This window comes from Variovorax sp. PBL-E5, from assembly GCF_901827185.1.
Classification (GTDB): domain Bacteria; phylum Pseudomonadota; class Gammaproteobacteria; order Burkholderiales; family Burkholderiaceae_C; genus Variovorax.
Genome location: NZ_LR594671.1, coordinates 126899 through 151221 on the forward strand (window position 1 = coordinate 126899; position 24323 = coordinate 151221).

Consider the following 24323-nt stretch of genomic DNA (forward strand, 5'->3'; position numbering starts at 1 on the left):
CAAAGAGTGAGCATATGGAAATCGCAATCGTCGGCCGCCATCGCGCTCTCGTGGATCGCGCACGCGCCAGTGTGGAAGCGCTCGGTCATCAGCCCACGGTGTTCTCGACGCCGCAGGCGCTGCGATCGGCCGCCGAATGCCGTCGGATCGGCATGGTGGTGTTCGTCATGGGCGCCGAACAGGCGTCGCCGTCCGCATGCGTCGATGCCGTCCGCGCCGCCGATCGCGATGCGCCGGTGCTGGTTGCGGTGAGCCCATCGAACGTGGCGCTCATGGGCCCGGCCTTCGAATCGCCGCTGAGCGAGTTCATCGTCAGACCCTACACCTCGAAGGAACTCAGGGCCCGCGTGCACGCCGTTCTGCGGCGCACCTACCGGACCTGTCCGGAGAACCAGGCGGTGTTCGGCCCCTACCGCTTCCTGCCGCTGGAGTCGACCGTCGAACTCCACGGCGTTCCCATCAAGCTCAATCCCAAGATGTTCGCGCTGGCCACCTTCTTCTTCAATCGCCCGGGCCAGCTCTTCTCGCGCGATCACCTGCGCGCCGCCGTCTGGCCGACGGCCGGCGACGGCCAGTCCCGAACCGTGGACACCCATCTGTCGGTCCTGCGCAACCGTCTGCAACTCGAGCCCGCCAACGGCTACGTCCTGCGCAACGTGTATCGGCGCGGCTACCTGCTCGACGCGGTACACGCGCGCCCCGTCGAAGTCGCCGACCCGCCGCGCTTCGTGCCATCTCGCCGCGACGGTGTCGGTGCCCATCACGTTGCCGATGTCATGTGCCCCTGAGGCAGCCCGACAAGGGCAGATCGATCAGCCGTCGTCATCGGGCTGCACATCGTCCGTCGCCATCGGAAGGCCGATCACGAAAGTCGTCCCCGCGGCCGGCGCGCTCATGACGTCGATCCAGCCGCCGTGATGCGCCACGACGGCATGCACGATCGTCATGCCGATCCCCCAGCCGTGCCCCGCGTCGCGCGCCGACGGCGTCGAATTCCATTTGCGGCGCAGGCCGCTGTCCATCAGGCCGGCGACCTGGCCCGCGTTCATTCCCGCGCCTTCGTCGCGGATCGAGATCAGTACCTCGCCACCGACCTTGCCCGGCTCGTCGTTCGCTTCCAGGCACACATGAATGCTGCTGCCGCTTTCGCTGTAGCGGATCGCGTTGTTCAGCAGGTTGACGAAGGCGCGCGTCAGCAGCGAAGCGTCCGCCGAGATCGTGCAGTCCGCGGCGCCAAGCCGCGGCGTGATGGTCACGCCGCGCGCGCTGGCCGAGGCCCATGTGGCATCCACCGCATCGAGCACCGCCGCACCCGCGAAAGTCAATGCATACCGATAGACGCCCGACTCCGCTTCCACCATGTCCATGAAACTTTCCGCCAGGTGGATCGTGCGCCGCGCCTCGCCGCCGATGCCCTCCATCACCTCCTGGATGTCGACGTTCGCGGCCTTCTCCGAATAAAGGCCCAGAAGGCTCAGAATCCTGATCCTGACCATCGTTCAGTTCGTGGTCATCACCAAGGGCGCCGAGCGCGTGGCCGAGGTCGGCGCGCGCTTCTCGCTCGATGCGATGCCGGGCAAGCAGATGTCGATCGACGGCGACATGCGCGCCGGCGTGATCGACATGGACGAGGCGCGCCGCCGGCGCGGACTGGTCGAGAAGGAGAGCCAGCTCTACGGCTCGATGGACGGCGCGATGAAGTTCGTCAAGGGCGACGCCATCGCGGGGCTGATCATCGTGGCGGTGAACCTGCTGGGCGGCATCCTGATCGGCACGATGCAGCGCAACATGAACATCGGCAAAGCCGTCGAGGTCTATTCGATCCTCACGATCGGGGACGGCCTCATCGCGCAGATTCCCGCGCTCTTCATCTCGATCTGCGCCGGCATGATCGTGACCCGCGTCACCAGTGCCGATGGCGGCCCCTCCAACGTCGGCAAGGACATCGGCACGCAGCTGCTGTCGCAGCCCAAGGCGCTGATGATCGGCATGGCCGTCATGGTCGGCTTCGCGCTCATTCCGGGGATGCCCGCCATTCCGTTCCTGGTGCTGGCATTCCTCGTCGGCACCGTGGGCTACACGCTGATCCGCGGCGAGCGCCAGCAGGTCGATGCCAAGACGGGGCGCGTGACGACGGTCTCGGCGATGGAAGCCGCGGCGCAGTCGAAGGCAGCCAGCGCCGCCGCGGCGGCCGCCAAGGCTGACGACACCGAGGGCTTCACGCTCACCGTGCCGCTGATGGTGGACGTCAACGATGCGCTCGAGAGCGTGTTCTCGGCCGAGCTGCTGAACGAGGAGCTCATGAAGATCCGCCGCGCGTTGTACTTCGACCTCGGCATCGTGTTTCCCGGCATCCAGCTGCGCTACAACCCGCGCCTGCCGCCGGAGACCTATTCGATCCTGCTGGCGGAGATTCCCGTTTCGCAGGGACGCCTGCGCGCCGGCTACCTGCTGGTGCGCGAAACCGAGGAGAACCTCACCGCGCTGTCGATCCCCTTCGAGACCGATCGCAAGTTCCTGCCCAACATGCCGACCCTCTGGACGCCGGCCGAACTGAAGGACCCGCTCGGCCGCGCCGGCATCTCGTTCATGGAGCCGACGCAGGTGCTGAGCTACCACATCGCCTTCGTGCTCAAGAAGTACGCAGCCGACTTCATCGGCATCCAGGAAACGCGCGCGTTGATCACCAACCTCGAAGGGCGTTTTCCGGAGCTGGCCAAGGAGCTGCAGCGCGTGCTGCCGATCCACAAGATCGCCGAGATCCTGCAGCGGCTGGCGTCCGAGGAAGTATCGATCCGCAATCTGCGCGCGGTGGGCGAGGCGCTCATCGAGTGGGGCCAGAAGGAGAAGGATTCGGTGCTGCTCACCGAGTACGTGCGCATGGCATTGAAGCGCCACATCAGCCACAAGCATTCGAGCGGACAGAACATCCTGCCCGCCTACCTGCTGGCGCCGGCGGTCGAGGACAGCGTGCGCGGCGCCGTGCGGCAGACCTCCGCCGGTTCCTATCTGGCGCTCGACGCCCAGCTGTCGAAGACGCTGGTGGAGAACATCAGGAAGACCGTCGGCGATCTGTCGGCGGGCCGCCAGCGGCCGGTGCTGCTGACCTCGATGGACATCCGGCGCTACATGCGCAAGATGATCGAGCAGGAGCTCTACGAGCTGCCCGTCATCTCCTACCAGGAGCTGACGACCGACATCAACATCCAGCCCTTGGCGCGGATCGAAGCCTGAGGACACGGCAGTGCCAGAGCCGACCATGACTTCCGACAGCACGACGCCCATCGAGCTGCGCGTGCTGTACGGCCCCCAGGCCGGCAGCCGCCTGCAGCTCGCATCCGGCGACTATCTCATCGGGTGTTCCGACGAGTGCGCCATCGTGCTGAGCGGCCTGCGGATGGCGCAGCGGCACGCATTGCTGGTCGTGCAGGACGAAGAGGCGCGGATCGCGCCGCAGGACGGCACGGTGTGCGATGCGATGGGCAACGCCATCGCCGACGAACTGGTGCTTGCCCTCGGCATGCCGGTCGAATTGGGCGGCGTGTCGATCGCCATCGATCGTGTCGACGCTGCGTGGCCCGATGCGCAGGCCGTCGCGCCAATGAGGGACGCGGCCTCCGCACCGGTCGAGGCCGCGACGGCGGCATCGAGCGCCACCACCGCACCTGCGGCTGGCGGACTTCGGTCTTCGCCAGCGGCGCTGCGGCGGGCGCGCGGGGTCAGTCTGATCGCGATGGGCATCGCCGCATTGGCACTCCTCGGCCTCGCATTCGCCTGGGCCCTGGACGGCGAGAGCGCCGCCGCGCCGCAGCCCGAGATTGCGAGCGTGGCGGCGCCCGGCAGCGGGCCGCCCGAGGCGCTGACCGGCCTGCTTCGCACGCTGGATCCGGCACACGCATTGACGCTCACGCGGCAGGCGAACGATCAGTGGCTGGTGAGCGGCTACGTGGCGACCGGCACCGAGAAGAAAACGCTGATGGACGGATTGGCGGATCTGACGCCTGTGCCGGCGTTGAAGATCTTCTCGGAAGAAGAAATCACCAAGGCGGCCAACGAGGTGCTGAACGCCAAAGAGGACGCCTCCGACGGCGTGCTGGCGATCGAGAACGGCGGCAAGGGCCTGTTGCGCCTGAGCGGTGCCGTTCGGCATGCAGTCTCGGCGCAGTCGGCGAAATTGTCACTGATGATCGTGCCTGGCGTGAGCAGCGTCGACATCAGCGACGTGATGCTGCCCGAGAAGCTGCTGGCCGATCTCAAGGGGCGCATCGATGCCGCGGGCCTGCGGCAGCAACTGGTCTTCACCAGCGAATGGCCAACGGTGACTTTGACCGGCTCGGTCGACGAAACGCAGCGGGCGCGCTGGGAGACCTTGATCCGGGCTTTCACCCAGGCCTATGGGGATGTGCTGCCGCTGCATGCCACGCTCACCCCGGCCGTGCCCAAGGCCATGCTCGAGGTGCGCACCATCGTCGGCGGCGACGCGCCCTACATCGTGACCCGGCAGGGCGTGCGCGTGAATCGCGGCGGCGAGATCGACGGCCATGTGCTGAGCATGGTCCGCGACACCGATGTGGTCTTCGATGGCGCGCAACGCTGGCAGATCGCGAGGTAGGCGATGGGCGAACGCATCTTCATGCTCGAACTCCAGGAGCGTCTCAGCACCGATCCGCACGGCGAGCTGCGCCGGAGCCTGATCGCGCAGCTCCAGGATCTGCAGACGACGCTGCTGGCAAGACGCAGGCAGCTCAACGAACCGGAGGTATACCACCGGATCCAGGCCGCGCTGGGCGCGGTCGAGGCTGCGCTCGGTACCTTGCGAACACTGTCCATCCGCAAAGGACCGTCGGTCGGTCGATGGCGTCCGTAGTCATCACGCCGACCTTCCGATTTCCTGTTTCACCATTCTTGGAGGTAGCGACCATGGCAGCAATAAGCGGCATTACCCTGGCTGATATCAACGATGCGGTCGGCCCTGGCATCGCATCGGCAGAAGCTGCCGTGAAGGCCGACCTCGCGGCAGCGAGCGGCGGCACGGCCTTGAGCGTGGCGCAGCTGACCCAGTTGCAGTTCGACGAAGAAGAATTCACGATCATCGGTTCCATCTACTCCGCCCTCCTGAAGGAACTCTCGGACCTGTTGAAGAGCATCGTCCAGAAGATGTGAGCATGCCGCGACCGCGAGGGCGCAGATCGGCTGCACGGGAATGATCCAGTTGCCCGCAAAGTACTGCGTACCTCAGGGTGACGATGAAACCGCCCACCCTGGACGTGGCAATGCGCGATGGCTTCGAGCCCGCGCAGGACGCCGATGCGCCCGACACCGACCAGCTGTTCCGCCAATTGGTGGACCGGCACCGCGTGCGCTTGCAGCGCTTCGTGATGCGGCACATCGGCCAGCCCGACGACGCCGAGGACATTGCGCAGCAGGCATTCGCCGAAGCGGTCCGCACCATCGAACGCTTCCGCGGCGAGTCCGAGCTGTCGACCTGGCTCTATGGCATCGCGATGAACCTGGTGCGCAACTACCTCAGCCGCGCGCCCCATCGGATGTATCGCTTCGAAACCGATGAAGGCCTCAAGACCATGTTCTCGCCCGATGGAGACCCGGGAGACAACGTGTCGATGCAGCAGACCCTGCGCCAACTGTCCGAATCGATGGCGGAGCTGCCGCGGGAAATGCGCGAAGTGCTGACACTGGTCGCGATCGAGGAAACGGCCTATGAGGACGCAGCGGCCATGCTGTCGGTGCCTGTGGGTACGGTTCGCAGCCGGCTGTCCCGCGCGCGTGCCGCGTTGCGGGCACGGCTCGCGGCGGCCGGTGTCGACGTGCCGTTCTTCTGACGAGAGATGCGTCAGCGGGTTTCCTCACCAGGTGCGCGACAGCACCGAGCCGATGGCTCGCTGCATCAGCGGCTGTGCAGCCCGAAGGTCCACGCCGCGCCGGTCGGAACCGGCGGCCGCCATCTCGAGCGCGAAGGCGCCATCGATGCGCGCGCGGGTGTCGACGGACAGCGTCTCCGGGTCGACGCCCGCGGCGGCGACGCAGGCATGAAACGCCGCGCTATCGCCCTCGGCCAACAGCAGAATGCGCGAAAGAAAACTCAGGCCGGACATCGCGGTGCGGCTGATCTCGGCCGCCGAAACGACGGTCTCGATCTCCTGCCGCGTGAGTGCGCGCGGATTGCCAAGATCGTGCCCGAGCGCCTGCAGCACCGCATGCGCGACCGCGCTGCCGAACGCCGGGCACAGCATGCCCAGCAAGGCCTGCGTCGTGGCGCCGGATGGCCATCCGGCCCCTGCGCGCGGCGGCCGCGCCACGCCCGGCCCGGCAGGGGCGGCCGCGGAGTTGTGAAGAGAAGTCATCATGAGGTGCCGATGCAGCTGCGAAGCGAAGCCTTGTCTCGAATGCGGGCCCAGGTGCGGCCGCGCCGATGCCGACATGAGTAACACCCACGTCGAAGAAGTTCGCCGGCTCAGGCCTCGCGGCCGGTGTTCAACGGATAGCCCGCCTCGCGCCATGCCTTCATGCCGCCATCGAGCGCGACCGCATGCAGGAAGCCCATGTCGCGCAAGGTCGATGCGGCCAGGGTCGAGATGTAGCCGAGCTCGCAGCAGGTGAGGATGCGCCGCGTGGGATCGGGCAGGTCCTGGTTGACGCGCAGTTCGAGCTGGCCGCGCGGCAGCAATCGCGCGCCGGGCACGTGGCCGGCCTCGTAGGCATCGCGCTCGCGCACGTCGAGCACGATCAGGTTGTCCTCCCGCGCCTCGACGCGCGCCTTGAGTTCGACCAGCGACATGAAAGGCACGGCGGCCGTCGCCTCGGCGAGCAATCGCGCCACGGTCTTGCCGCCGCTCATGTTCGTGCGCAGCGCCTCGGTGACGTGTGTCGGCATGGTCAGGCTGAGGCTGCGCATCATCTCGACGAAGGCCTCGCGCTCGCGCTTCTGCAGCCGCGGGTTCGTCGCGATCTCGTCCGCGATGGTCGAGTGCGTGCGTCCCTTGTAGTCGTGCGCCGGATTGACCTTGAGCGAGGGGTCGAGCGTCAGCACGCGGTTGAACAGGCTGTCGTAGAGCGCCTCCGGGTCGCCGCTCGGCAGGTCGGTGCGGCCGGTGCCGCCGATCAGCAGGGTGTCGCCGGTGAAGAGGCGGTCTTCGACCTGCAGGCACATCGAATCGGCCGTGTGGCCCGGCGTGTGGATGACCTGCAGCCGCAGCTTGCCCAGCACCACCATCTCGCCGTCGCCCAGGCGCATGTCGACGAAGGGCGCCGGGCTCGCGCGGTGCATGACGACCGGCACCTTCATCTGCTGCGCCAGTGCCTTGGTCGCCGAGAAATGATCGGCATGCGTGTGCGTGTCGATCAGGTAGCGGATGCGCACGCCCTCCTGGGCAGCGAGCGCGAGGTAGTGGTCGATCTGGCTGAGCTCCGGATCGATGAGTGCGGCCGCGCGGGTCTCGCCGCAGCCGACGAGGTAGGACTGGCAGCCGCCGGTTGCGATCTGCACGAAGATCATGCGTGGCTCCCGTGGGCTGCCGCCGGTGGGGCTCAGCCCGGCTGCTTGGTCACGCGCAGATAGGGCTTGGGCGACTTCCAGCCCGCGGGGAACAGCTTCTTGGCGTCCTCGTCCGACACCGAGCCGGCGATGATCACGTCCTCGCCGTTCTTCCAGTTGGCCGGCGTCGCGACCTTGTGCGCCGCGGTCAGCTGCATCGAATCGACCACGCGCAGGATCTCGTCGAAGTTGCGCCCGGTGGTCATCGGGTAGGTCAGCATCAGCTTGATGCGCTTGTCGGGACCGATGACGAAGACCGATCGCACCGTCGCGTTGGTGGCCGCGGTGCGGCCCTCGGAGCTGCCCGGCTCCTCGGCCGGAAGCATGTTGTAGAGCTTGGCGACCGCGAGGTCGGTGTCGCCGATCATCGGGTACTTCGGCAGGTAGCCCTGCGTTTCCTCGATGTCCTTGGCCCAGCGATCGTGCGCATCGACCGGGTCGACACTCAGGCCGATCAGCTTGGTGTTGCGCTTGGTGAATTCGGGCTCGATCTTCGCCATGTAGCCCAGCTCGGTGGTGCACACCGGCGTGAAGTCCTTGGGATGCGAGAACAGGATGGCCCACTTGTCGCCGATCCATTCGTGGAAGCGGATCGGTCCCTGGGTCGTGTTGGCGGTGAAGTCGGGTGCGAGATCGTTGATGCGCAGGGACATGGTGGCTCCTTAAGGATGAAAGATGGACATCCGCCGCATGCCAGCGGCCGCGGCAGCTAGCCGGAAAGTACACCACGATCCGCGCATCCGGACAATATTTTCCCGGATTGAAAAAGTGCAATGCGGGGCGTTACGCTGGGCGCGTGACACCTACGCCCGCTCCCGCCTTCATCCCCCTGATCCGCCTTTACCAGGACTGGCTGCGCGATACGCGCGGCCTGGCCTTCGATTCCTACGATGCGCTGTGGCGCTGGTCGGTCACCGACCAGCCCGCTTTCTGGCAGAGCATCTGGGACTACAACGGCATGCGGTCGCCGACGCCGGCCGATGCAGTGCTGGCCGACGCGCACATGCCCGGCACGCGCTGGTTTCCGGGCGCCCAGGTCAACTATGCGCGCGAGGTGCTGCGCCACGCGAATGCGGCGCATGCGGCGGGCATGCCGGCCATCGTCAGCGAGAACGAGCTCGGCCAGGTGCGCGAACTCGCGTGGCCCGAATTGCGGCGGCAGGTCGCGGCCTTCGCGCTGACGCTGCGCCGGCTGGGCGTGGCGCGCGGCGACCGCGTGGCCGCCTACCTGCCCAACGTGCCGGAAACGATGATCGCCTTCCTCGCCTGTTCGAGCATCGGCGCCGTGTGGAGCGTGTGTGCGCCCGACATGGGCACCGCCGCGGTGGTGGACCGCTTCCGACAGATCGAGCCGAAGGTGCTGATCGCGGCCGACGGCGTGCACTACGGCGGCAAGCCGCTCGACCGCAGCGGCGTGCTGGCGCAATTGCGTGCGGCGCTGCCCAGCGTCCGGAAGCTGGTGTTGCTGAAGACGCCGCATGCCGCCGAGCCGGTCGCCGCCGATATCGACTGGGTCGCGGCCGTGGCGCAGAAAGATGCCGAGACCGCCGCATTCGAACCCGAATGGCTGCCTTTCGACCATCCGATGTGGGTGCTCTATTCGAGCGGCACCACCGGCCTGCCCAAGCCGATCGTGCACGGGCAGGGCGGCGTCATCCTCAACATGTATGCCTGTGGGCTGCACAACGACATCGGTGCCAGCTACACGGCCAACAACCATGGCGAGCGCTACCACTGGTACAGCTCGACCGGCTGGGTGATGTGGAACTCCCAGCTCGCGGGCCTGGCCATCGGCGCGACCATTTGCCTCTACGACGGCAACCCGGCCGGCAGCAAGGACAGGCCCGACTGGGGCGTGCTGTGGCGCTTCGTCGCGCGGCACCGCGTGACCTTCTTCGGCGCCGGCGCGGCCTACTTCGCGAACTGCATGAAAAGCGGTCTCGACCTGGAGGCCTGCGGAGACCTGTCGCGCGTGCGTGCGCTCGGCAGCACCGGCTCACCCCTGCCCGAAGACGTGCAGCGCTGGGGCACGGCGCAATTGCGTGCGGCCCGGCCAGCGAGCGAAGTCTGGTGGTGCAACATTTCGGGCGGCACGGATTTTTGCGGCGCCTTCGTCGGCGGCAACCGCGAACTGCCCGAGGTGCCGGGCCAGATGCAATGCCGCCAGCTCGGCGCCTCGGTCGAGGCCTGGAACGAGCAAGGCCGGCCGGTGATCGGCGAGGTCGGCGAACTGGTCTGCACCCGGCCCATCCCGTCGATGCCGCTCTACTTCTGGGGCGACGAGGGCAACGCGCGCTATCTCTCCAGCTACTTCGACACCTACCCCGGCGTCTGGCGCCACGGCGACTGGCTCAAGGTCGGCGAGGACGGCGGCTGCATCATCTACGGCCGCAGCGACGCCACCATCAACCGCCAGGGCCTGCGCATGGGCACCAGCGAGATCTACAGCGCCGTCGAAGGCCTGCCCGAGGTGCTCGACTCGATGGTGGTCGATCTCGAGTACCTGGGCCGCGACAGCTACATGCCGCTGTTCGTCGTGCTGCGCCAGGGCGTCGCGCTGGACGACGCGATGCGCGGCAAGATCAACGACGCGATCAAGACCTCGCTGTCGCCGCGCTTCGTGCCCAACGACATTTTCCAGGTGGCCGAGATTCCGCGCACGCTCTCGGGCAAGAAGCAGGAGCTGCCGATCAAGAAGCTGCTGCTCGGCCAGCCGATCGAGAAGGTCGTGAACCGCGAGGCGATGGCGAATCCGGCCAGCCTCGACTGGTACATCGCGTTCGCTGCGCGCCGCGCGTAGTCCGCCGGGCCTCGGGCCTGCGCGGGCTCCTGCCTCCCGTGCGCGCTCAGACCCCGCCCTGCATCGCGATCGGCGGCGTGCAGGCCGGTGTCCTGCACGGTGCGGCCTGTCGCCGCCGCAGATCGCGCAGCATGCCGCTGCGTGTGTAGGGCAAGCTGTGTCCGGAGAGCAGGAGCGAGAACTTCGTCACCATCGCGTGGGTCCTCGAGACGGGTGCGTGAACGGGCATCAGCATCAGCCACAGCGCCACCACGGCGGGGACGAGCGGGCTGACCGGCCCGGTGGACGGCAGATCCTCCCAGTTCAGCGCCATGGCGCTGGCGATGCCGCCCACCATCAGTCCGGCCAGCACCTCCGACACCGAATGCGCGCCGACCACCACCCGCGAGACGCCGATCAGCAGCGCCAGCCCGAAGCCGGCCGCCACGGCGAGAGGGCGGCCCGCCCGCGATGCGGAAGGTGCCAGCGTGCCCAGCAGCAACGGATAGACGGCGGCGGCCAGCATGGCATGTCCCGAGATGCCGGTGAAATTCAGTTCGGGCCAGCCGATGCCCCAGCCGATGAACGCCACCTTGCTGGCGGCCGTCACCAGAATGGCAACGGCCAGCGACGCGATCCACCAGATCGCGAGCGCGCGCGCATCGGCCTGTCGCAGCAGCCCCAGCGTCGTCAGCAGCGCAGCCGGCAGCAGGATCTGCGCCTCTCCGAGACGCGTCAGCAGATGCCAGAAGTAATGAAGGGAACCCAGCGCACCGAGCACGATTCAGCGGCCTTTGTCATCGAGCGCCGGCGTCGCCCGCCGCATCAACGGAAGAACATGCCGAGACCGGCCAGGAGCATGAGAACCGCCAGCGTGATCAGCGTCAGCGCCATCCAGCGCGTGGCGACCGCCCGCGCCAGCGGCCGGTCGTTCCTGAAGTTCCTGAGACGGTGCGCTCTGCGAGACATGCGTGGCATGTGCGCGACTTTGCGTCCAGGCGGCTGATCGGGCACTGACGAGGAGGCATGGGGAAAAATGCCACGGCCCAGCCGCCGGTGCATGCACGCGTGCGATGACTTCGCCCATAGGTAACAACATGTGTGGTTGAATGTCGGCCGGGTCGAGATTCAAACAGGAGAAGCCATGAGGCAATCGGTGGGCATTGCATGCATCGTCATGCTCGTCGGCGGATGCGCGACGAGACCGGCGACAGGGCCGGGTTCCGGCGTCGGAGCGGACTATGTGCCCATGGTCGAAACACCCGCCGTGGCGCCCACGGCGTACGACGACGACGTCGCCAAATGCCAGGCCAGCGCGCGCAGCATTCCCTTCCGGGCGGACGAGCACAACGAGGCGCTGGCCGTGCTGGATACCGCGGTGATCGGGACGGTCGTCTCGACCGGCCTGGGCATCTACACCGTGATCGCGACCGGATGGACCGGCGGCGCCATGGGAGGCTTCGGCTACTGGATGTACTCGCCGCAACGCGCCACATGGCGAGCCAAGCAGGAAACCTCCATCGCGAACTGCATGGCGCGCAAGGGCTATGTGAACACCGATCCCTCCGTGAAGGTCACATGGATCCCGCCGTCGCAGAGGTCCCTCGCGCCGCCGCGGGCCACCGGCGTCGACACCTACAACGCCGAGAAGCTGGTCAAGTCGCAACGCTGCGGCATCGCGCCGCTCGCGGCCCTGGTGGCCAAGGGCCCGGGCTTCGAGCGCTACAGCGTCGCCTGCGCCAATGGCCAGGTCGTGCCGGTGCGCTGCGAGTTCGGCAACTGCCGGATCAGCCAGACCGTGGCGACTGCACGCTGAGCATTGCCATCCGCAACCCCATGGCGACCGAGTCCAACCGACAAGACGAATTGAAGAAGATGGTGCTGTGCGCCAGTTGCGCAGGCATCCAGCGCAACTGGCGCCGCGCGCCCGGGCATGCCGAGCTCGTGCAGCTGTCCAGCCGCAAGGTGGAGCGCAGCGATGGCGAGCACGGCGGCCACACCATCAACGTCACGAGCTACCGGTGCGATGCCTGCGGCACGCGCTGGGAATACGAAAACGACAAGACGAACCAGCAAGCGGGCTGGTCGGTCGTCGGCCGCTAGGCGCCGAGACGCCGATCGATCCCGAGGACATGGCCGGGGTTCGCCGCGCATTGACATGCAAGTATTTGCTTGCATATACTGAACCCGTGCCGACAATCACCGCATGGACGACACCGACCTGCTCTTCAAGGCGCTGGCAGATCCCAGCCGACGCAAGCTCCTGGACTCGCTGCATGCGAGCGACGGACAAACGTTGAGCGAACTGTGCGAGCACCTGGACATGACGCGCCAGGCGGTGACGCAGCACCTGGGCCTGCTCGAGGCGGCAGGCCTGGTCGCGATCACCTGGCGCGGCCGCGAGAAGCTGCACTTCCTCAACACGGTGCCGCTGCACGAGATCTACATGCGCTGGGTCCGCAAGTTCGACAAGCCTCGCCTCGAGGCCTTGCATGCCCTGAAACGAAACCTGGAAGGCAAACGCCATGAATGATTCGACCTTCGTCTACGTCACCTACATCCGTACGACGCCCGAGGAACTGTGGGCCGCGCTCACCAGCCCGGAGTTCACGAAACAGTACTGGTTCGGCGTCGAGGCCCGCTCCGAATGGAAGCCGGGTTCGTCCTGGCAACTCGTGTTTCCCGATGGCCGCATCGCCGACACGGGCGAGATCGTCGAGGCCGACGCGCCGCGGCGCCTCGTCATCAAGTGGCGCAACGAATTCAAGCCGGAGATGAAGGCCGAGGGCTGGTCGCGCTGCACGATGGCGCTGGAGCGGGCGGACGGCGCGGTCAAGCTGACCATCACGCACAGCATCGAACGGGAAGGCTCGAAATTCATCGAGGCCGTTTCCGGCGGCTGGCCGCGCATACTTTCCAATCTCAAATCGCTGCTGGAAACGGGCACCCTGGCTTTCGCAGCGGCATAGGCTGCGCCGGCGCCTCGGTGGGCGTGCTTCGGGCGAACCGACTACAGCAGCCGATGCGGATTCGCCCTAGGATCCGGGCGCGAATCTCGCCTCATTCCGTTGAAGTCACCGGATCGCCGCCGCGGTCCACCAGGAGCCCCCATGCCTCGTCTTCGCCTGAACCCTGTTGTCCGGTCCGCCCTTCTGCCGATCTCTGTGGTCGCCCTCGCGGGCCTCGTGGCAGCCTGCACCGTCATGCCGCCCGGCACTACCGCAACGGGCATGCGCGCAACCTCCAGCGCCTTTGCGGACAACGGCCGCATTCCGGCGGAGCACGCCGGCCTCGGTGACTGCGGCGGCAGGAACGTCTCGCTGCCGGTGGCCTGGAGCCGCCTGCCCGCCAAGGTGCAATCGGTCGCCGTGCTGCTCTCGGACCCGGACGGCGCGAATGGCCTCGGCGTGTCGCACTGGGTGGCCTACAACATCCCGGCCGGACGCGGCGAACTCAAGGCGGGCGAGGCCGAGGCGGCTGCCGGCTTCACCATCGGACCGAACGTCGCGGGCGCCGCGGCCTATCGCGGCATGTGCCCGCCGGCCGGCGATCTGCCGCACCACTACACCTTGACCGTGGTCGCTTCCGATCTCGCGCCCGGTGCGTTGCCGGCCGGTTTGACGCGCGATGCCTTGTTTGCCGCGCTCAAGGGCCATGCGCTGGGCGGGCAGAGCGTCGTCGGCCTCTATGGCCGCTGACGGCCCTAGTCGATGCGCGCCTGGGTCAGCGCGTCCTGCAGCGTCGTGGCGTAGGCCGCGATCTCCACGGCCTTGTCCTGGCCGTTGATGATGCGGCGCGCCGCGACATAGTCGACGCCCGGGTCGCCGATGTAGTCCGACAGCTTCTTGCCGGTGAAAAGGCCTTTGCGCATGCCGACCGACATGATGCGGTACGCGTTGACCGGCTCCAGCACCCGCGTCGGCTGGTCGATGAAGGCCGTGCCCAGGTTCACGGCCTGCCCGAGCTTGAGGTAGTTGGCGCGGCCCGTGATCTGCACGTAGCCGCGGCCCTTGAAGCGCAGGCCGTCGCCTGGTTGAGTGTTGCCGAGACGGCGGCCGATCGCGGTGCCTGACTCGTATTTCGCGAAGTACGAATCGGCGCCGAACTCGGTGATCGGCTGGAAGGTGTTGGCGCACTCGTGCTTGACCGTGGCCAGCATGTAGGCCACCCTGCGGTCGTCGTCGATGTCGGGGTCGAGCTGCACGAAGCTCAACAGCTGGTCCAGGCCCTGGTACTGCGATGCGGTGAGCTTGGAGAAGGATTGCTCGTAGGCGGCGACGAAGGCTTGATGATCGTAGAACATGGGGCGCTCCTGATCGGCGGTCTCGGCGCAATCTACGCCGCGGCGCGGTGGCGTCCTATAGCGCTTAAGCCATACGGCCGCCTGCCGACTGCGCCAGCAGCCACTGGCGGAACAGCACCAGCGCGGACCGTTCGTCCTGCGATGCGGGCGTCACCAGGAAGTAGCTGCGCTCCCCGCGCAAGGGCCGGTCGCAAGCCACCACCAACTCGCCGCGCGCGAGCTCGGCCTCGATCAGCATGCGCGGCATCAGCGCCACGCCGAGGCCGTGCGCGGCGGCGATCGCCAGCATCGAGAACAGCTCGTAGCGCGGGCCGCTGTGCGCGCGCGGCGCATCGACCTGCTGCGCGTCGAACCATTGGCGCCAGCCGTCGGGCCGCGTGCTCTGTTGCAGCAGCGGCTGCTTCGCGACCGCGGCCGGCGAGAGCGTCTTGCGCGGAGCGATCAGCGCCGGGCTGCAGACCGGCACCACGTCCTCGGGCAGCAGCACGGTCGACTGCGTGCCGGCCCAGTTGGCCGTCTGTGCCGGCGTGCCGGTGTAGAGCGCGGCATCGAAGGTCGTGTCGGTGAAGAGAAAGGGGCGGGTGCGCGTCTCGATGTGCACCGTGATGTCCGGATGCTTCGCCGCGAAGTCGGGCAGGCGCGGAATCAGCCAGCGCGTCGCAAAGGTCGGCACCGCCGCGAGCTGGAGCGAACCGCCCGACCCCTGGCGTGCCATGGTGTCGAGCGTGTCGCGTTCCATGGTGTCGAGCTGGCGCGCGATCTGGCGCGCATAGTCGGCGCCGGCCGGCGTCAGCGCCACGCCGTGGCGGGTGCGGCGGAACAGCGCCAGGCCGAGGAAGTCTTCGAGCGCGGTGATCTGGCGCGACACGGCGCTCTGCGTCAGCGCGAGTTCCTGCGCGGCGCGGGTGTAGCTCTCGTGGCGCGCAGCTGCCTCGAAGCAGATCAGGGCCTGGGTCGACGGGATTTTTCGGCGCATGGTATGCGGGAGTGACATGGTGAGACGACACGCTCACCAATGAAGCCTTGCGCTGCGATTATCCGACCAAGTGCGCAAAGCGCATAACTGCGTGTCGAATCCTCGTTTGCGCTCGCACCGCCCGGCGCTTACGATCGGTGCCAACCTCAAGCCCTTACGGAGACCTCGCATGGCCCACGCCGCCTTTCACTGGGAAGACCCGCTGTTGCTCGACCAGCAACTCACCGACGACGAACGCATGGTGCGCGATGCCGCCAATGCCTACTGCCAGGAACGCCTCGCACCGCGCGTGCTCGACGGCTTCCGCAACGGCGAGACCGATCCGGCCATCTTCCGCGAGATGGGCGCGCTCGGCCTGCTCGGTCCGACCATCCCCGAGCAGTACGGCGGCCCCGGCCTCAACTATGTGTGCTACGGCCTCATTGCCCGCGAGGTCGAGCGCGTCGACTCCGGCTACCGCTCGATGGCCAGCGTGCAGAGTTCGCTGGTGATGGTGCCGATCAACGAATTCGGCACCGAGGCGCAGAAGCAGAAGTACCTGCCCAAGCTCGCCACCGGCGAGTGGATCGGCTGCTTCGGCCTGACCGAGCCCGACCACGGTTCCGACCCCGGCAGCATGGTCACGCGCGCCAAGAAGGTGGCCGGCGGCTATTCGCTGACGGGCGCCAAGATGTGGATCAGCAACAGCCCGATCGCCGACGTGTTCGTGGTCTGGGCCAAGGAAGTGAGCGAGAGCGGCCAGGTCGGCCCGATCCGCGGCTTCGTGCTCGAGAAGGGCGCCAAGGGCCTGTCGGCGCCGGCGATCCACGGCAAGGTCGGCCTGCGCGCCAGCATCACCGGCGAGATCGTGATGGACAACGTGTTCTGCCCCGAGGAGAACGCATTCCCCGAAGTGCAAGGTCTCAAAGGCCCGTTCACCTGCCTCAACTCCGCGCGCTACGGCATCTCGTGGGGCGCGCTCGGCGCCGCCGAAGACTGCTGGCACCGTGCGCGCCAGTACACGCTCGACCGCAAGCAGTTCGGCCGTCCGCTCGCGGCCAATCAATTGATCCAGAAGAAGCTGGCCGACATGCAGACCGAGATCACGCTCGGCCTGCAGGGCTGCCTGCGTCTGGGCCGCATGAAGGACGAGGGCACGGCGTCGGTCGAGGTCACCTCGCTGCTCAAGCGCAACTCCTGCGGCAAGGCGCTCGACATCGCACGCCTGGCGCGCGACATGATGGGCGGCAACGGCATCAGCGACGAATTCGGCGTGGCGCGGCATCTGGTCAACCTCGAGGTGGTCAACACCTACGAAGGCACGCACGACATCCACGCGCTGATCCTCGGCCGTGCCCAGACCGGCATCGCGGCCTTCGCGAACTGAGATGACAGCGCCCAAGGAAGGCGCCCTCGCGGGCCTCAAGGTTCTCGATCTCTCCCGCGTGCTCGCGGGCCCGTGGTGCACGCAGATCCTCGCGGACCTGGGGGCCGACGTGGTCAAGATCGAGCGTCCCGGCGTCGGCGACGACACGCGCACCTGGGGCCCGCCCTTCCTGAAGGACGCCGAGGGCAGGGACACCAACCAGGCCACCTACTTCACGGCCTGCAACCGCAACAAGCGCTCGGTCACCATCGACATGGCCGCACCCGAAGGCCAGGCGCTGCTCAAGCAGATGGCCGCGCAGAGCGACATCCTGGTCGAGAACTTCAAGACCGGCGGACTCAGGCAGTACGGGCTCGACTACGAGAGCCTGCGCGCCATCAATCCGCGTCTCGTCTACTGCAGCGTGACCGGCTTCGGCCACGACGGCCCGCATGCCACGCGCGCCGGCTACGACCTGATGATCCAGGCCACCAGCGGCATGATGAGCATCACCGGCCGTCCCGACGAAGAGGCGGGCGGCGGGCCGCTGCGCGTCGGCGTGGCGCTGACCGACCTGTTCACCGGCGTCTACGCCAGCACTGCGATCCTGGCCGCGCTCGAAGTGCGGCATCGCACCGGCGAGGGCCAGCACATCGACATGGCGCTGCTCGACGTCGGCATGGCGATCCTCGCCAACCAGGCCAGCGCCTTCCTCAACACCGGCGTCGCGCCGAAGCGCCAGGGCAACAGCCATCCCAGCCTCGCGCCCTACCAGGACTTCCACACCCAGGACGGCGCGATGCTGCTGGCCATCGGCAACAACGGCCAGTTCGCGCGTTTCTGCGACGCCGCCGGTCATGCCGACTGGGCTGCCGATCCGCGCTTCGCCACCAACACGCTGCGTGTGCGGCACCGCGAGGTGCTGATTCCGCAGATGGAGGCCGTGACGCGCACGCGCACCACGGCCGAATGGATCGCGCTGCTCGAGGACAAGGCCGTGCCCTGCGGCCCGATCAACGACATCGCGCAGGCCTTCGACGACGAACAGGTGAAGGCACGCGGCCTGGCCATCTCGCTGCCGCGCGACGCGGGCGACGGCATCGGGCAGATCTTCGGCGTCGCGAGTCCGCTGCGCCTGCAGGCGACGCCGCCCGTGCTGCGCCATGCACCGCCGGCCCTGGGCCAGCACACCGACGAGGTGCTGGCCGAGCTGGGCCTCGACGTGACGGAGCGGCGGGCGCTGCGCGCGGCCGGGGTGGTCTGACGGAATCCGCCATGGCCGGGAACGCCTGAGCACGGAAGCGGTCTATCGGGTTTCGGCTTCCGGTCATCATCGGGCTCATGAAACTCCTGCACAAGAAGGCGCTGGTCGACGGCATGGGTGCCCCCAGCGACACGCGGCGATCATCGGAAGCGGCCAAGGCACCCGCGCCCGACACGCTCACCCCCGGTGACCGCTACCAGGAATTCTTCGTCGCCGTGCAGGAAGCGCGCGTGTTCCCCGACAGCAAAACCTTCGTGGACTGCGCCCCGCACGACGAGCCGGCCGCGATCCTCGATGCCTACCGCGCGGCACGCCATGCGCCGGGCTTCGATCTGGCGGCCTTCGTGCATGCGCACTTCCGGGTCATCCGGTCTGCGCCCAGCGAATACACGTCGGTGCCGGGTCAGCCGATCGCCGCGCACATCGAAGACCTCTGGAACGTCCTGACCCGCCATCCGAAGGCGCATCCGCCGCGTGCCTCGCTGCTCCAGCTGCCGCATCCCTACGTGGTGCCGGGCGGACGCTTCGGCGAGCTCTACTACTGGGATTCGTACTTCACCATGCTGGGCCTCGTTCCGGGCGGCCATCTGCAATTGCTGCGCGAGATGGTGGAGAACTTCGCCTACCTCATCGACACCTACGGCCATGTGCCCAACGGCAACCGCAGCTACTACCTGAGCCGCTCGCAGCCGCCGCTGTTCGCGTTGATGGTCGAGCTCGCCGAGCAGCACGGCGTCGTGGGGCAGCGCCACTTCCTGCCGCAACTGCGCCAGGAGCATGCCTACTGGATGAACGGCAGCGAGGGCCTGCCGCCGGGCGCTGCGCGCGGCCGCGTGGTGCGCTTGGCGGACGGCACGCTGCTCAACCGTCACTGGGACGACCGCGACACGCCGCGCGAGGAGTCCTGGCTGGAAGACGTGTCCACCGCCCGCGCGGCCGACCGCGATGCGGCCGAGGTGTACCGCGACCTGCGCGCGGCCTGCGAGTCGGGCTGGGACTTCAGCACCCGCTGGCTGCGCGAGCCGGCGCCGCGCGGCACGCCGCACGCGGCCGCGCCGGTGCGTGCCGGCAGCGCGGCATCGCTGGCGAGCATCTGCACCACGTCGATCCTGCCGGTGGACCTCAACGCCTTTCTCTACAAGCTCGAAAGCAAGATCGCCGAGCTCGCCGGAGACAGCGGCTACATCAGCACCGCGGACGAATTCACCGAGCGCGCGAGGCGTCGCAAGGCCGCGATCGTCGAGCACTTCTGGGATCCGAAGCAGGCCGCCTTCTTCGACTACGACTGGCAGCAGGGCGTGCGGCGAACCTGTCTCACGGCGGCCTGCGTCGTGCCGCTGTTCGTCGGTCTCGCCGAGCCGGCCCAGGCACAGGCACTGGCCGAGACGGTGTCGAAGCGGCTGCTCGCCCACGGCGGCCTCGCCACCACCGAGTGCCCCAGCGACCAGCAATGGGATCAGCCCAACGGCTGGGCGCCGCTGCAGTGGATGGCGATCTGCGGCTTCGCCGACTATGGGCAGGAGGCGCTGTCCGCGACCCTCGCGAAGCGCTGGCTGGCGACCGTCGCGGCGGTGTACGAGCGCGAAGGCAAGCTGGTCGAGAAATACGCGCTGCGCGTGGTCGAGCACGAAAGCTCGGCCGGCGGCGGTGGCGGTGAATACCCGCTGCAGGACGGCTTCGGCTGGACCAACGGCGTCACTTGCGCACTGCTCGCCCGGCATCCGCAGCACACGGCCCACGGATCGGTCGCGCACGACGCGGCGCCGCGGCATCGCTGAGGCGCGCGGCGCTTCACCGGATCGTGCAGCCGCCCTGGCGCGGCAGGCCCCGCAGCAGCCCGGGTATCTGGCTGCGCCCGACACCCAGATCCTGCAGTTCGCGCTCGCTCATCGCGGCCAGCAGCCGCTGGTCACGCCTGCAGCGCAGCGTGCGGGCGATCGCCTGGAAAAGAAGAACGGCGACGGTGGGTTTCCTCTGTGACATGACTCGGCTCCCGACAAGGCGCCCATCTTCCGGTCCGGCGTGCTATCGTGGAAGTTGAGATTTCTGTAGCGACCGATCAGCTTTCCTGATGCGACAACTCAACCTCGATCAGCTGCGTACGCTGGTGTCCATCGTCGACCTCGGTACCTTCTCCGCCGCAGCCCAGGCGTTGCACCTCGCGCAACCTACCGTCAGCCTGCACATCAGCGAACTCGAATCGCGGCTCGGTGCCAGGCTGGTGGTGCGCGGCAGCCGCCGCATCACGCCGACCGCTGCCGGCGCCGCGCTGGTGGAGCGCGCGCGTCGGCTGCTGCGCGATGCCGACGATGCGGTCGATGCCGTGCGGCGTCAGGCCGAAGGCCGCCTGGGCCGCGTGCGGCTCGGCACCTCGACCGGCGTGGTGGTGGACCTGCTGCCGCAGGTGCTCGAAGCGCTGGAAGCCAGCAACCCCGGCATCGATGTCGAGGTGAGCATCCTCGGCTCGACCGAGGCGATGTCGCGCCTGGCGACCGGCACGCTCGACATCGGCCTGGTCGCGGTGCCGCAGCCGCCGCTGCGCGACATCGTGGTCACGCGCTGGCGCAGCCAGCCGATGATGGCCTTCGTGCCGCGCAAGTGGCAGGCGCCGAAGCGTGTGACGCCGTCATGGCTGGCCGCACAGCCGCTGATCTTCAACGACGCGAGCACGCACATGTACCGGCTCACGACGGAATGGTTCGCCGCCGCCGGCGAGGTGCCGCGCGCGCGCATCGAACTCAACTACGACGCCGCGATGCGCAGCCTCGTGGCGGCCGGCTACGGTGCGGCCGTGCTGCCGCTGAACAAGACGGACGACGAACGCCTGGATGAGCGCCTGCAGGTGCTGCCACTGAGCCCACGGCTCGTGCGCCGCCTCGGCATCGCGCATCGGCCGCGCGCGTCGCTGGACGGGGCGACCGAGAGTGTGCTGCGGATCCTCGAGACCTTTCGCCAGGCCTGAGCGCGCTTAGAACGCCTGGCCGACGATCGCGAGGACGAAGACCAGCACGCCGAGCGCGAGGTTGACGACAACCAGCTTGCGGATGGTGTTCAGGTTCGCGGCCGCCACCGGCCATTCGCGCGCCGCGACGGCGCGCAGCAGGCGCGGGTAGGGCGCGAAGCGCACGTGCAGGAACAGCGCCATCATCACCAGGCCGACGCCCAGCATCGCGTGCACGTTCCAGTGCACGCGCGCGAAGCCGCCCATCGTCCAGACCAGCAGCAGCCCGCTGGCGAGCGAGCTTGCAATCGCGATCGAGACGCCGAAGAAGAAGCGCGACAGCGCACTTGCCATGAAGGCCAGCCTCTGCGGCGGCTCCAGCGTCGCGACGGCGGCGGGCCGGACCGAGAAATGCATCGCGGCCATGCCGCCGACCCAGAAGGCGGCGGCGAGCAGGTGCAGGAAAAGAAGAGCGGCAGGAAAAAGAGGCATGGCCGAGCGTAGACCAGAACGCGTCCGGGCGCGCTGCCTGTCGTCGGATCGCGTTCAGCGCGGCTTCTGGAAGCCGCTCTCGATCCACGCGGCAGCGCTGTCGGCGCTCAGCCTGAAATCGGGCCGCACACGCGCCTCGCCGAGTTCGGCGCCGAGTTCATCGAGGGCGCTGAGCACCGCATGCGGATTGTCTTCGTCGGGCACGATCCGCAGCGAGACGCGGATGCGTTCCGATCCCGCGCCGACGCTCACGCTCCTGTTGAGCCGCGCGTGCAATTGCTGCTCGTGGCGGCGCAGTACTTCGGACGCCGTCTTGACCAGCGTGTGGAAGGCCGGCGCATCGAGCGGCTTGGGATTCTTCTTGTCGCGGCCCATGGTCCATGGCCCGACCAATGCGGGTTCCGGGTCGCCCTGCCGCGTCATCGAGACGGCCCAGCCGTCGTCGTCCTCGTTCTTGATGACGCGCGCGGTCCAGAGTTCGTCGCTCCAAAGGGTGGCTTGCTGGATCGGGCCGGGGGCTTCGGTTTCATCTGTCATGGCGAGATGTCAAGAATTGAAAAGATCGGTGCGCGACACGAAGCGTTCGAGCGTCTTCATGCCTTCGGACTCGCGCGCCGGTTCACCAGCACGATGCCGAACGCCACGCCTGCGAGCGCCAGCACCAGGCGCAGCGTGAGCGGTTCGGACAGCAGCACCACGCCGAACACCAGCGCGAAAACCGGTGCGAGGAACGTGTACGACGAGATGTGCGTGGCCGGGTAGTGCCGCAGCATCCACATCCAGGCCAGATAGCTCGCGAAGGCACCGATGGTGGTTTGCAGCGCGATCGAGAACCAGGCATAGCCCGAGTACGACCAGCCCCACTGCTCGCCCAGGAGCAGCGACAGCAGCGGCGAGACCAGCGCCGTGACGGTGATTTGATAGAACAGCGTTTTCTCGGCGCTGGCCGTCGCGAGCCTGGTGGCGCGGATCGCCAGCGTCGTCAACCCCCACGCGAGGCCGCCACCCAACGCGATCACATCGCCGAGCAGCTGGCGCGAACTGCTGTGGCCGAAGCTCTCGCTGAAGGCGAGCACCACGCCCGCGAAAGCGATCGCAAGCCCGATCCACTGCACGCCGCGCAGCCGCTCGGCCGGCACGAAACGCGGCAGCAGCAGCGACACCACGAAGGGCGCGGTGTAGAGGAACACGGTGAGCCGCGAAGCCGAAGTGTGCTGCAGCCCGATGTAGATGCAGACGAACTCGGCCGCGAACAGAAGCCCTGCGAGCAGCCCGCCGGGCAAGGTGCCGTCGCGCTCGAAAAGCGGCACGCGGCGCCATGCGCACCAGAGCCACAACAGCACGACCGCGCCGGCCATGCGGATCGATGCCTGCCACAGCGGCGGAACCTCGGCGGTGGTGGTCTTGATCAGGATCTGCTGCAGTCCCCAGAATGCGCAGCAGGCGATCAGAAGGGCGATGGCGCGAGTATCGAGGTGGTCCTTGCGTTCGATCATTCGTTGTTTGTCTTGTGGTGCGGCGGGCGTTTGTCCTTCGACGCTTGCCATGATGCCGCGACGGCGTAGGGCGGCTTGCCGCGGGTGCCGACCATCAGATCGGGCACGACGAGTTCCACGTCCGGCACCGCGCGCGCGGCGCGTTCCAGCCGATGCGCGACAGCCTCTGAAGGCACGCAGCCCTGCAGGTAGACCCAGCGCCGCTGGATGATGGCCCAGACACTGCTGCGCCGCGCGCCGGGGACCGTCGCCAGCGCGGCCTGCACCTTCGGTGCGAGCGGCTTGTCGTAGCGGTACGCATTGCTGTCGGCGCATTGGCCGGCGAGCCAGCAGGTGGTGCCGCGCTCGAGCCGCGAATGGATCTGCTCGCGCCGTTCCGCCTCGGTGTAGAGCGGGCCTTCGGGAACGGGACAGCCGCGTGCGCCGGAGGAGATCTGCAGGAACGGGTCGTCGAACCAGTTCTTCTTTTCGGGACTTGCGGCGGTCTCGGTGGTCTGTGCGATCGCCACCGACGCCGTGCAGGCCGTCGCGAGCAGCGCCGCCATCGTGTTGCGGCAGGCGCGCGGCGTCAGCGGAAACCGGCTGGCTGGACGAAGTGGCATCCACCGATCGTAGCCCGCTGGTGCGAAATGGCCTGGACGCCGGTCGCGCCCGGCCATCAGAGCGGATGCTCGGTGTAGAAGCGGCCGCCGTGGAACAGCAGCGGCGAGGCGCCCGGTGTGTGGGTGCAGCGCTCGACCTCGCCGACGAAGATCACGTGGTCGCCCTCGTCGTAGCGGCTGCGGTTGAAGCACTCGAAGCTGGCTGCCGCGCCGACCAGCACCGGCGCGCCGCCGAGGCCTTCGCTGAAGACGACCTCGGCCCAGCGGTCGATGTCCTTCGTCGCGAAGCGCTCTGCCAGGTCCTTCTGGCTGGCCGCGAGGATGTTGATCGCGTAGTGCGAACCGGTGCTCAATGCCGCCATCGAGGCCGCGCTGCGCGCCAGGCTCCACAGCACCAGCGGCGGATCGAGCGAGACCGAATTGAAGGAATTGGCCGTGAGGCCGACCAACGCGCCGCCGGCCGAGCGCGCCGTGACGACGGTCACGCCCGTGGCGAACATGCCGAGGGCATCGCGGAATTCGTCCGAGGAGAAGGTGGGCGGCTGCGCCCGGACAGTAGCGGTCACGAGGATG

General features: G+C 67.9%; 29 protein-coding genes and 1 pseudogene. 16 read left to right on the forward strand and 14 right to left on the reverse strand.

The window, feature by feature from the left end; genetic code table 11:
- Positions 1-14: 14 nt before the first annotated feature.
- Entirely contained in the window at positions 15-788 is a 774-nt protein-coding gene (locus WDLP6_RS00615) for a response regulator transcription factor (RefSeq protein WP_162590791.1), read from the forward strand.
- A 24-nt stretch (positions 789-812) separates the two neighbouring features.
- Here the strand turns inward: WDLP6_RS00615 and WDLP6_RS00620 are convergent, their stop codons facing one another.
- Entirely contained in the window at positions 813-1496 is a 684-nt protein-coding gene (locus WDLP6_RS00620) for a sensor histidine kinase (protein ID WP_162590792.1), read from the reverse strand.
- Between WDLP6_RS00620 and sctV the strand changes: the two are divergent.
- The 5 genes and pseudogenes from sctV to WDLP6_RS00645 form a co-directional block, all read left to right on the forward strand.
- Positions 1483-3234: pseudogene (sctV, locus tag WDLP6_RS00625) on the forward strand (type III secretion system export apparatus subunit SctV); the annotation flags it as partial. The gene WDLP6_RS00620 and the pseudogene sctV sit on opposite strands and share 14 nt — an antisense overlap.
- A 25-nt stretch (positions 3235-3259) precedes the next feature.
- Positions 3260-4612 carry a type III secretion system inner membrane ring subunit SctD gene (sctD, locus tag WDLP6_RS00630; RefSeq protein ID WP_162590793.1) on the forward strand — a complete coding sequence of 451 codons (1353 nt, stop codon included), beginning with the start codon at positions 3260-3262 and terminating at the stop codon, positions 4610-4612.
- A gap of 3 nt (positions 4613-4615) precedes the next feature.
- On the forward strand, positions 4616-4867 hold the full coding sequence (locus WDLP6_RS00635; RefSeq protein WP_162590794.1) for an EscE/YscE/SsaE family type III secretion system needle protein co-chaperone: 252 nt from the start codon (positions 4616-4618) through the stop codon (positions 4865-4867).
- Positions 4855-5163, forward strand: a complete 309-nt coding sequence (locus WDLP6_RS00640; protein WP_162590795.1) for an EscF/YscF/HrpA family type III secretion system needle major subunit — start codon at positions 4855-4857, stop codon at positions 5161-5163. Before WDLP6_RS00635 ends, WDLP6_RS00640 begins: the two co-directional genes overlap by 13 nt.
- 83 nt (positions 5164-5246) lie before the next feature.
- A complete protein-coding gene (locus WDLP6_RS00645; RefSeq protein ID WP_232076921.1) occupies positions 5247-5840 on the forward strand; it encodes an RNA polymerase sigma factor in 594 nt (197 codons plus the stop codon).
- 24 nt (positions 5841-5864) lie between these two features.
- Here the strand turns inward: WDLP6_RS00645 and WDLP6_RS00650 are convergent, their stop codons facing one another.
- The 3 genes from WDLP6_RS00650 to WDLP6_RS00660 form a co-directional block, all read right to left on the reverse strand.
- Entirely contained in the window at positions 5865-6365 is a 501-nt protein-coding gene (locus WDLP6_RS00650) for a hypothetical protein (RefSeq protein WP_232076922.1), read from the reverse strand.
- Positions 6366-6472: 107 nt separating this feature from the next.
- Complete coding sequence (locus WDLP6_RS00655) at positions 6473-7513, reverse strand: MBL fold metallo-hydrolase (RefSeq protein ID WP_162590797.1); 1041 nt, start codon at positions 7511-7513, stop codon at positions 6473-6475.
- A 32-nt stretch (positions 7514-7545) separates the two neighbouring features.
- A complete protein-coding gene (locus tag WDLP6_RS00660) occupies positions 7546-8205 on the reverse strand; it encodes a peroxiredoxin (RefSeq protein ID WP_162590798.1) in 660 nt (219 codons plus the stop codon).
- 143 nt (positions 8206-8348) lie between these two features.
- Between WDLP6_RS00660 and WDLP6_RS00665 the strand changes: the two genes are divergently transcribed.
- On the forward strand, positions 8349-10352 hold the full coding sequence (locus WDLP6_RS00665) for an acetoacetate--CoA ligase (RefSeq protein ID WP_162590799.1): 2004 nt from the start codon (positions 8349-8351) through the stop codon (positions 10350-10352).
- 46 nt (positions 10353-10398) lie between these two features.
- Here the strand turns inward: WDLP6_RS00665 and WDLP6_RS00670 are convergent, their stop codons facing one another.
- Together WDLP6_RS00670 and WDLP6_RS00675 are read right to left on the reverse strand one after the other, a co-directional pair.
- The gene (locus WDLP6_RS00670) at positions 10399-11112 is read right to left on the reverse strand and encodes a phosphatase PAP2 family protein (RefSeq protein WP_162590800.1); all 714 of its coding nucleotides are present in this window, start codon (positions 11110-11112) and stop codon (positions 10399-10401) included.
- Positions 11113-11156: 44 nt separating this feature from the next.
- Positions 11157-11300, reverse strand: a complete 144-nt coding sequence (locus tag WDLP6_RS00675) for a hypothetical protein (RefSeq protein ID WP_162590801.1) — start codon at positions 11298-11300, stop codon at positions 11157-11159.
- A 175-nt stretch (positions 11301-11475) separates the two neighbouring features.
- On the opposite strand from WDLP6_RS00675, the gene WDLP6_RS00680 reads away from it, so the two are divergent.
- The 5 genes from WDLP6_RS00680 to WDLP6_RS00700 all read left to right on the forward strand — a co-directional run bounded on the left by WDLP6_RS00680 (position 11476) and on the right by WDLP6_RS00700 (position 14029).
- Entirely contained in the window at positions 11476-12147 is a 672-nt protein-coding gene (locus WDLP6_RS00680) for a hypothetical protein (RefSeq protein WP_162590802.1), read from the forward strand.
- A gap of 20 nt (positions 12148-12167) precedes the next feature.
- Positions 12168-12434 carry a hypothetical protein gene (locus WDLP6_RS00685; RefSeq protein WP_162565273.1) on the forward strand — a complete coding sequence of 89 codons (267 nt, stop codon included), beginning with the start codon at positions 12168-12170 and terminating at the stop codon, positions 12432-12434.
- A 103-nt stretch (positions 12435-12537) separates the two neighbouring features.
- Positions 12538-12864: an ArsR/SmtB family transcription factor gene (locus tag WDLP6_RS00690; RefSeq protein ID WP_162590803.1), complete on the forward strand. Its 327-nt coding sequence runs from the start codon at positions 12538-12540 to the stop codon at positions 12862-12864.
- Positions 12857-13300 carry an SRPBCC family protein gene (locus tag WDLP6_RS00695; RefSeq protein WP_162590804.1) on the forward strand — a complete coding sequence of 148 codons (444 nt, stop codon included), beginning with the start codon at positions 12857-12859 and terminating at the stop codon, positions 13298-13300. Before WDLP6_RS00690 ends, WDLP6_RS00695 begins: the two co-directional genes overlap by 8 nt.
- Positions 13301-13441: 141 nt before the next feature.
- On the forward strand, positions 13442-14029 hold the full coding sequence (locus WDLP6_RS00700) for a YbhB/YbcL family Raf kinase inhibitor-like protein (protein WP_332105430.1): 588 nt from the start codon (positions 13442-13444) through the stop codon (positions 14027-14029).
- 5 nt (positions 14030-14034) lie between these two features.
- Here the strand turns inward: WDLP6_RS00700 and WDLP6_RS00705 are convergent, their stop codons facing one another.
- Positions 14035-14634 carry a hypothetical protein gene (locus tag WDLP6_RS00705; protein WP_197910124.1) on the reverse strand — a complete coding sequence of 200 codons (600 nt, stop codon included), beginning with the start codon at positions 14632-14634 and terminating at the stop codon, positions 14035-14037.
- Between the two features lie 64 nt (positions 14635-14698).
- The gene (locus WDLP6_RS00710) at positions 14699-15610 is read right to left on the reverse strand and encodes a LysR substrate-binding domain-containing protein (RefSeq protein ID WP_162594922.1); all 912 of its coding nucleotides are present in this window, start codon (positions 15608-15610) and stop codon (positions 14699-14701) included.
- A gap of 169 nt (positions 15611-15779) precedes the next feature.
- Here WDLP6_RS00710 and WDLP6_RS00715 point away from each other — a divergent pair, with 169 nt between their 5' ends.
- The 3 genes from WDLP6_RS00715 to treF all read left to right on the forward strand — a co-directional run bounded on the left by WDLP6_RS00715 (position 15780) and on the right by treF (position 19997).
- Positions 15780-16976 (forward strand): acyl-CoA dehydrogenase, encoded by a 1197-nt coding sequence (locus tag WDLP6_RS00715; protein ID WP_162565276.1) that lies wholly within the window; start codon positions 15780-15782, stop codon positions 16974-16976.
- Between the two features lies 1 nt (position 16977).
- A complete protein-coding gene (locus WDLP6_RS00720; protein ID WP_162590805.1) occupies positions 16978-18219 on the forward strand; it encodes a CaiB/BaiF CoA transferase family protein in 1242 nt (413 codons plus the stop codon).
- A 77-nt stretch (positions 18220-18296) separates the two neighbouring features.
- Positions 18297-19997, forward strand: a complete 1701-nt coding sequence (treF, locus tag WDLP6_RS00725) for an alpha,alpha-trehalase TreF (RefSeq protein ID WP_197910125.1) — start codon at positions 18297-18299, stop codon at positions 19995-19997.
- A gap of 13 nt (positions 19998-20010) precedes the next feature.
- Here the strand turns inward: treF and WDLP6_RS00730 are convergent, their stop codons facing one another.
- Positions 20011-20202 (reverse strand): DUF1127 domain-containing protein, encoded by a 192-nt coding sequence (locus WDLP6_RS00730; RefSeq protein WP_162590806.1) that lies wholly within the window; start codon positions 20200-20202, stop codon positions 20011-20013.
- Between the two features lie 88 nt (positions 20203-20290).
- On the opposite strand from WDLP6_RS00730, the gene WDLP6_RS00735 reads away from it, so the two are divergent.
- Entirely contained in the window at positions 20291-21181 is an 891-nt protein-coding gene (locus WDLP6_RS00735; RefSeq protein ID WP_162590807.1) for a LysR family transcriptional regulator, read from the forward strand.
- A 6-nt stretch (positions 21182-21187) separates the two neighbouring features.
- Here the strand turns inward: WDLP6_RS00735 and WDLP6_RS00740 are convergent, their stop codons facing one another.
- The 5 genes from WDLP6_RS00740 to WDLP6_RS00760 are packed head-to-tail and all read right to left on the reverse strand — an operon-like array spanning position 21188 to position 24316.
- Complete coding sequence (locus WDLP6_RS00740; protein WP_162590808.1) at positions 21188-21652, reverse strand: CopD family protein; 465 nt, start codon at positions 21650-21652, stop codon at positions 21188-21190.
- 54 nt (positions 21653-21706) lie between these two features.
- Complete coding sequence (locus WDLP6_RS00745) at positions 21707-22189, reverse strand: hypothetical protein (RefSeq protein ID WP_162590809.1); 483 nt, start codon at positions 22187-22189, stop codon at positions 21707-21709.
- 56 nt (positions 22190-22245) lie between these two features.
- Positions 22246-23148, reverse strand: coding sequence for a DMT family transporter (locus WDLP6_RS00750; RefSeq protein WP_162590810.1), 903 nt, complete (start codon positions 23146-23148; stop codon positions 22246-22248).
- Positions 23145-23750 carry a BON domain-containing protein gene (locus WDLP6_RS00755; RefSeq protein ID WP_232076923.1) on the reverse strand — a complete coding sequence of 202 codons (606 nt, stop codon included), beginning with the start codon at positions 23748-23750 and terminating at the stop codon, positions 23145-23147. Before WDLP6_RS00755 ends, WDLP6_RS00750 begins: the two co-directional genes overlap by 4 nt.
- Before the next feature lie 56 nt (positions 23751-23806).
- A complete protein-coding gene (locus tag WDLP6_RS00760) occupies positions 23807-24316 on the reverse strand; it encodes a flavin reductase family protein (protein WP_162565283.1) in 510 nt (169 codons plus the stop codon).
- Between the last annotated feature and the right edge of the window lie 7 nt (positions 24317-24323).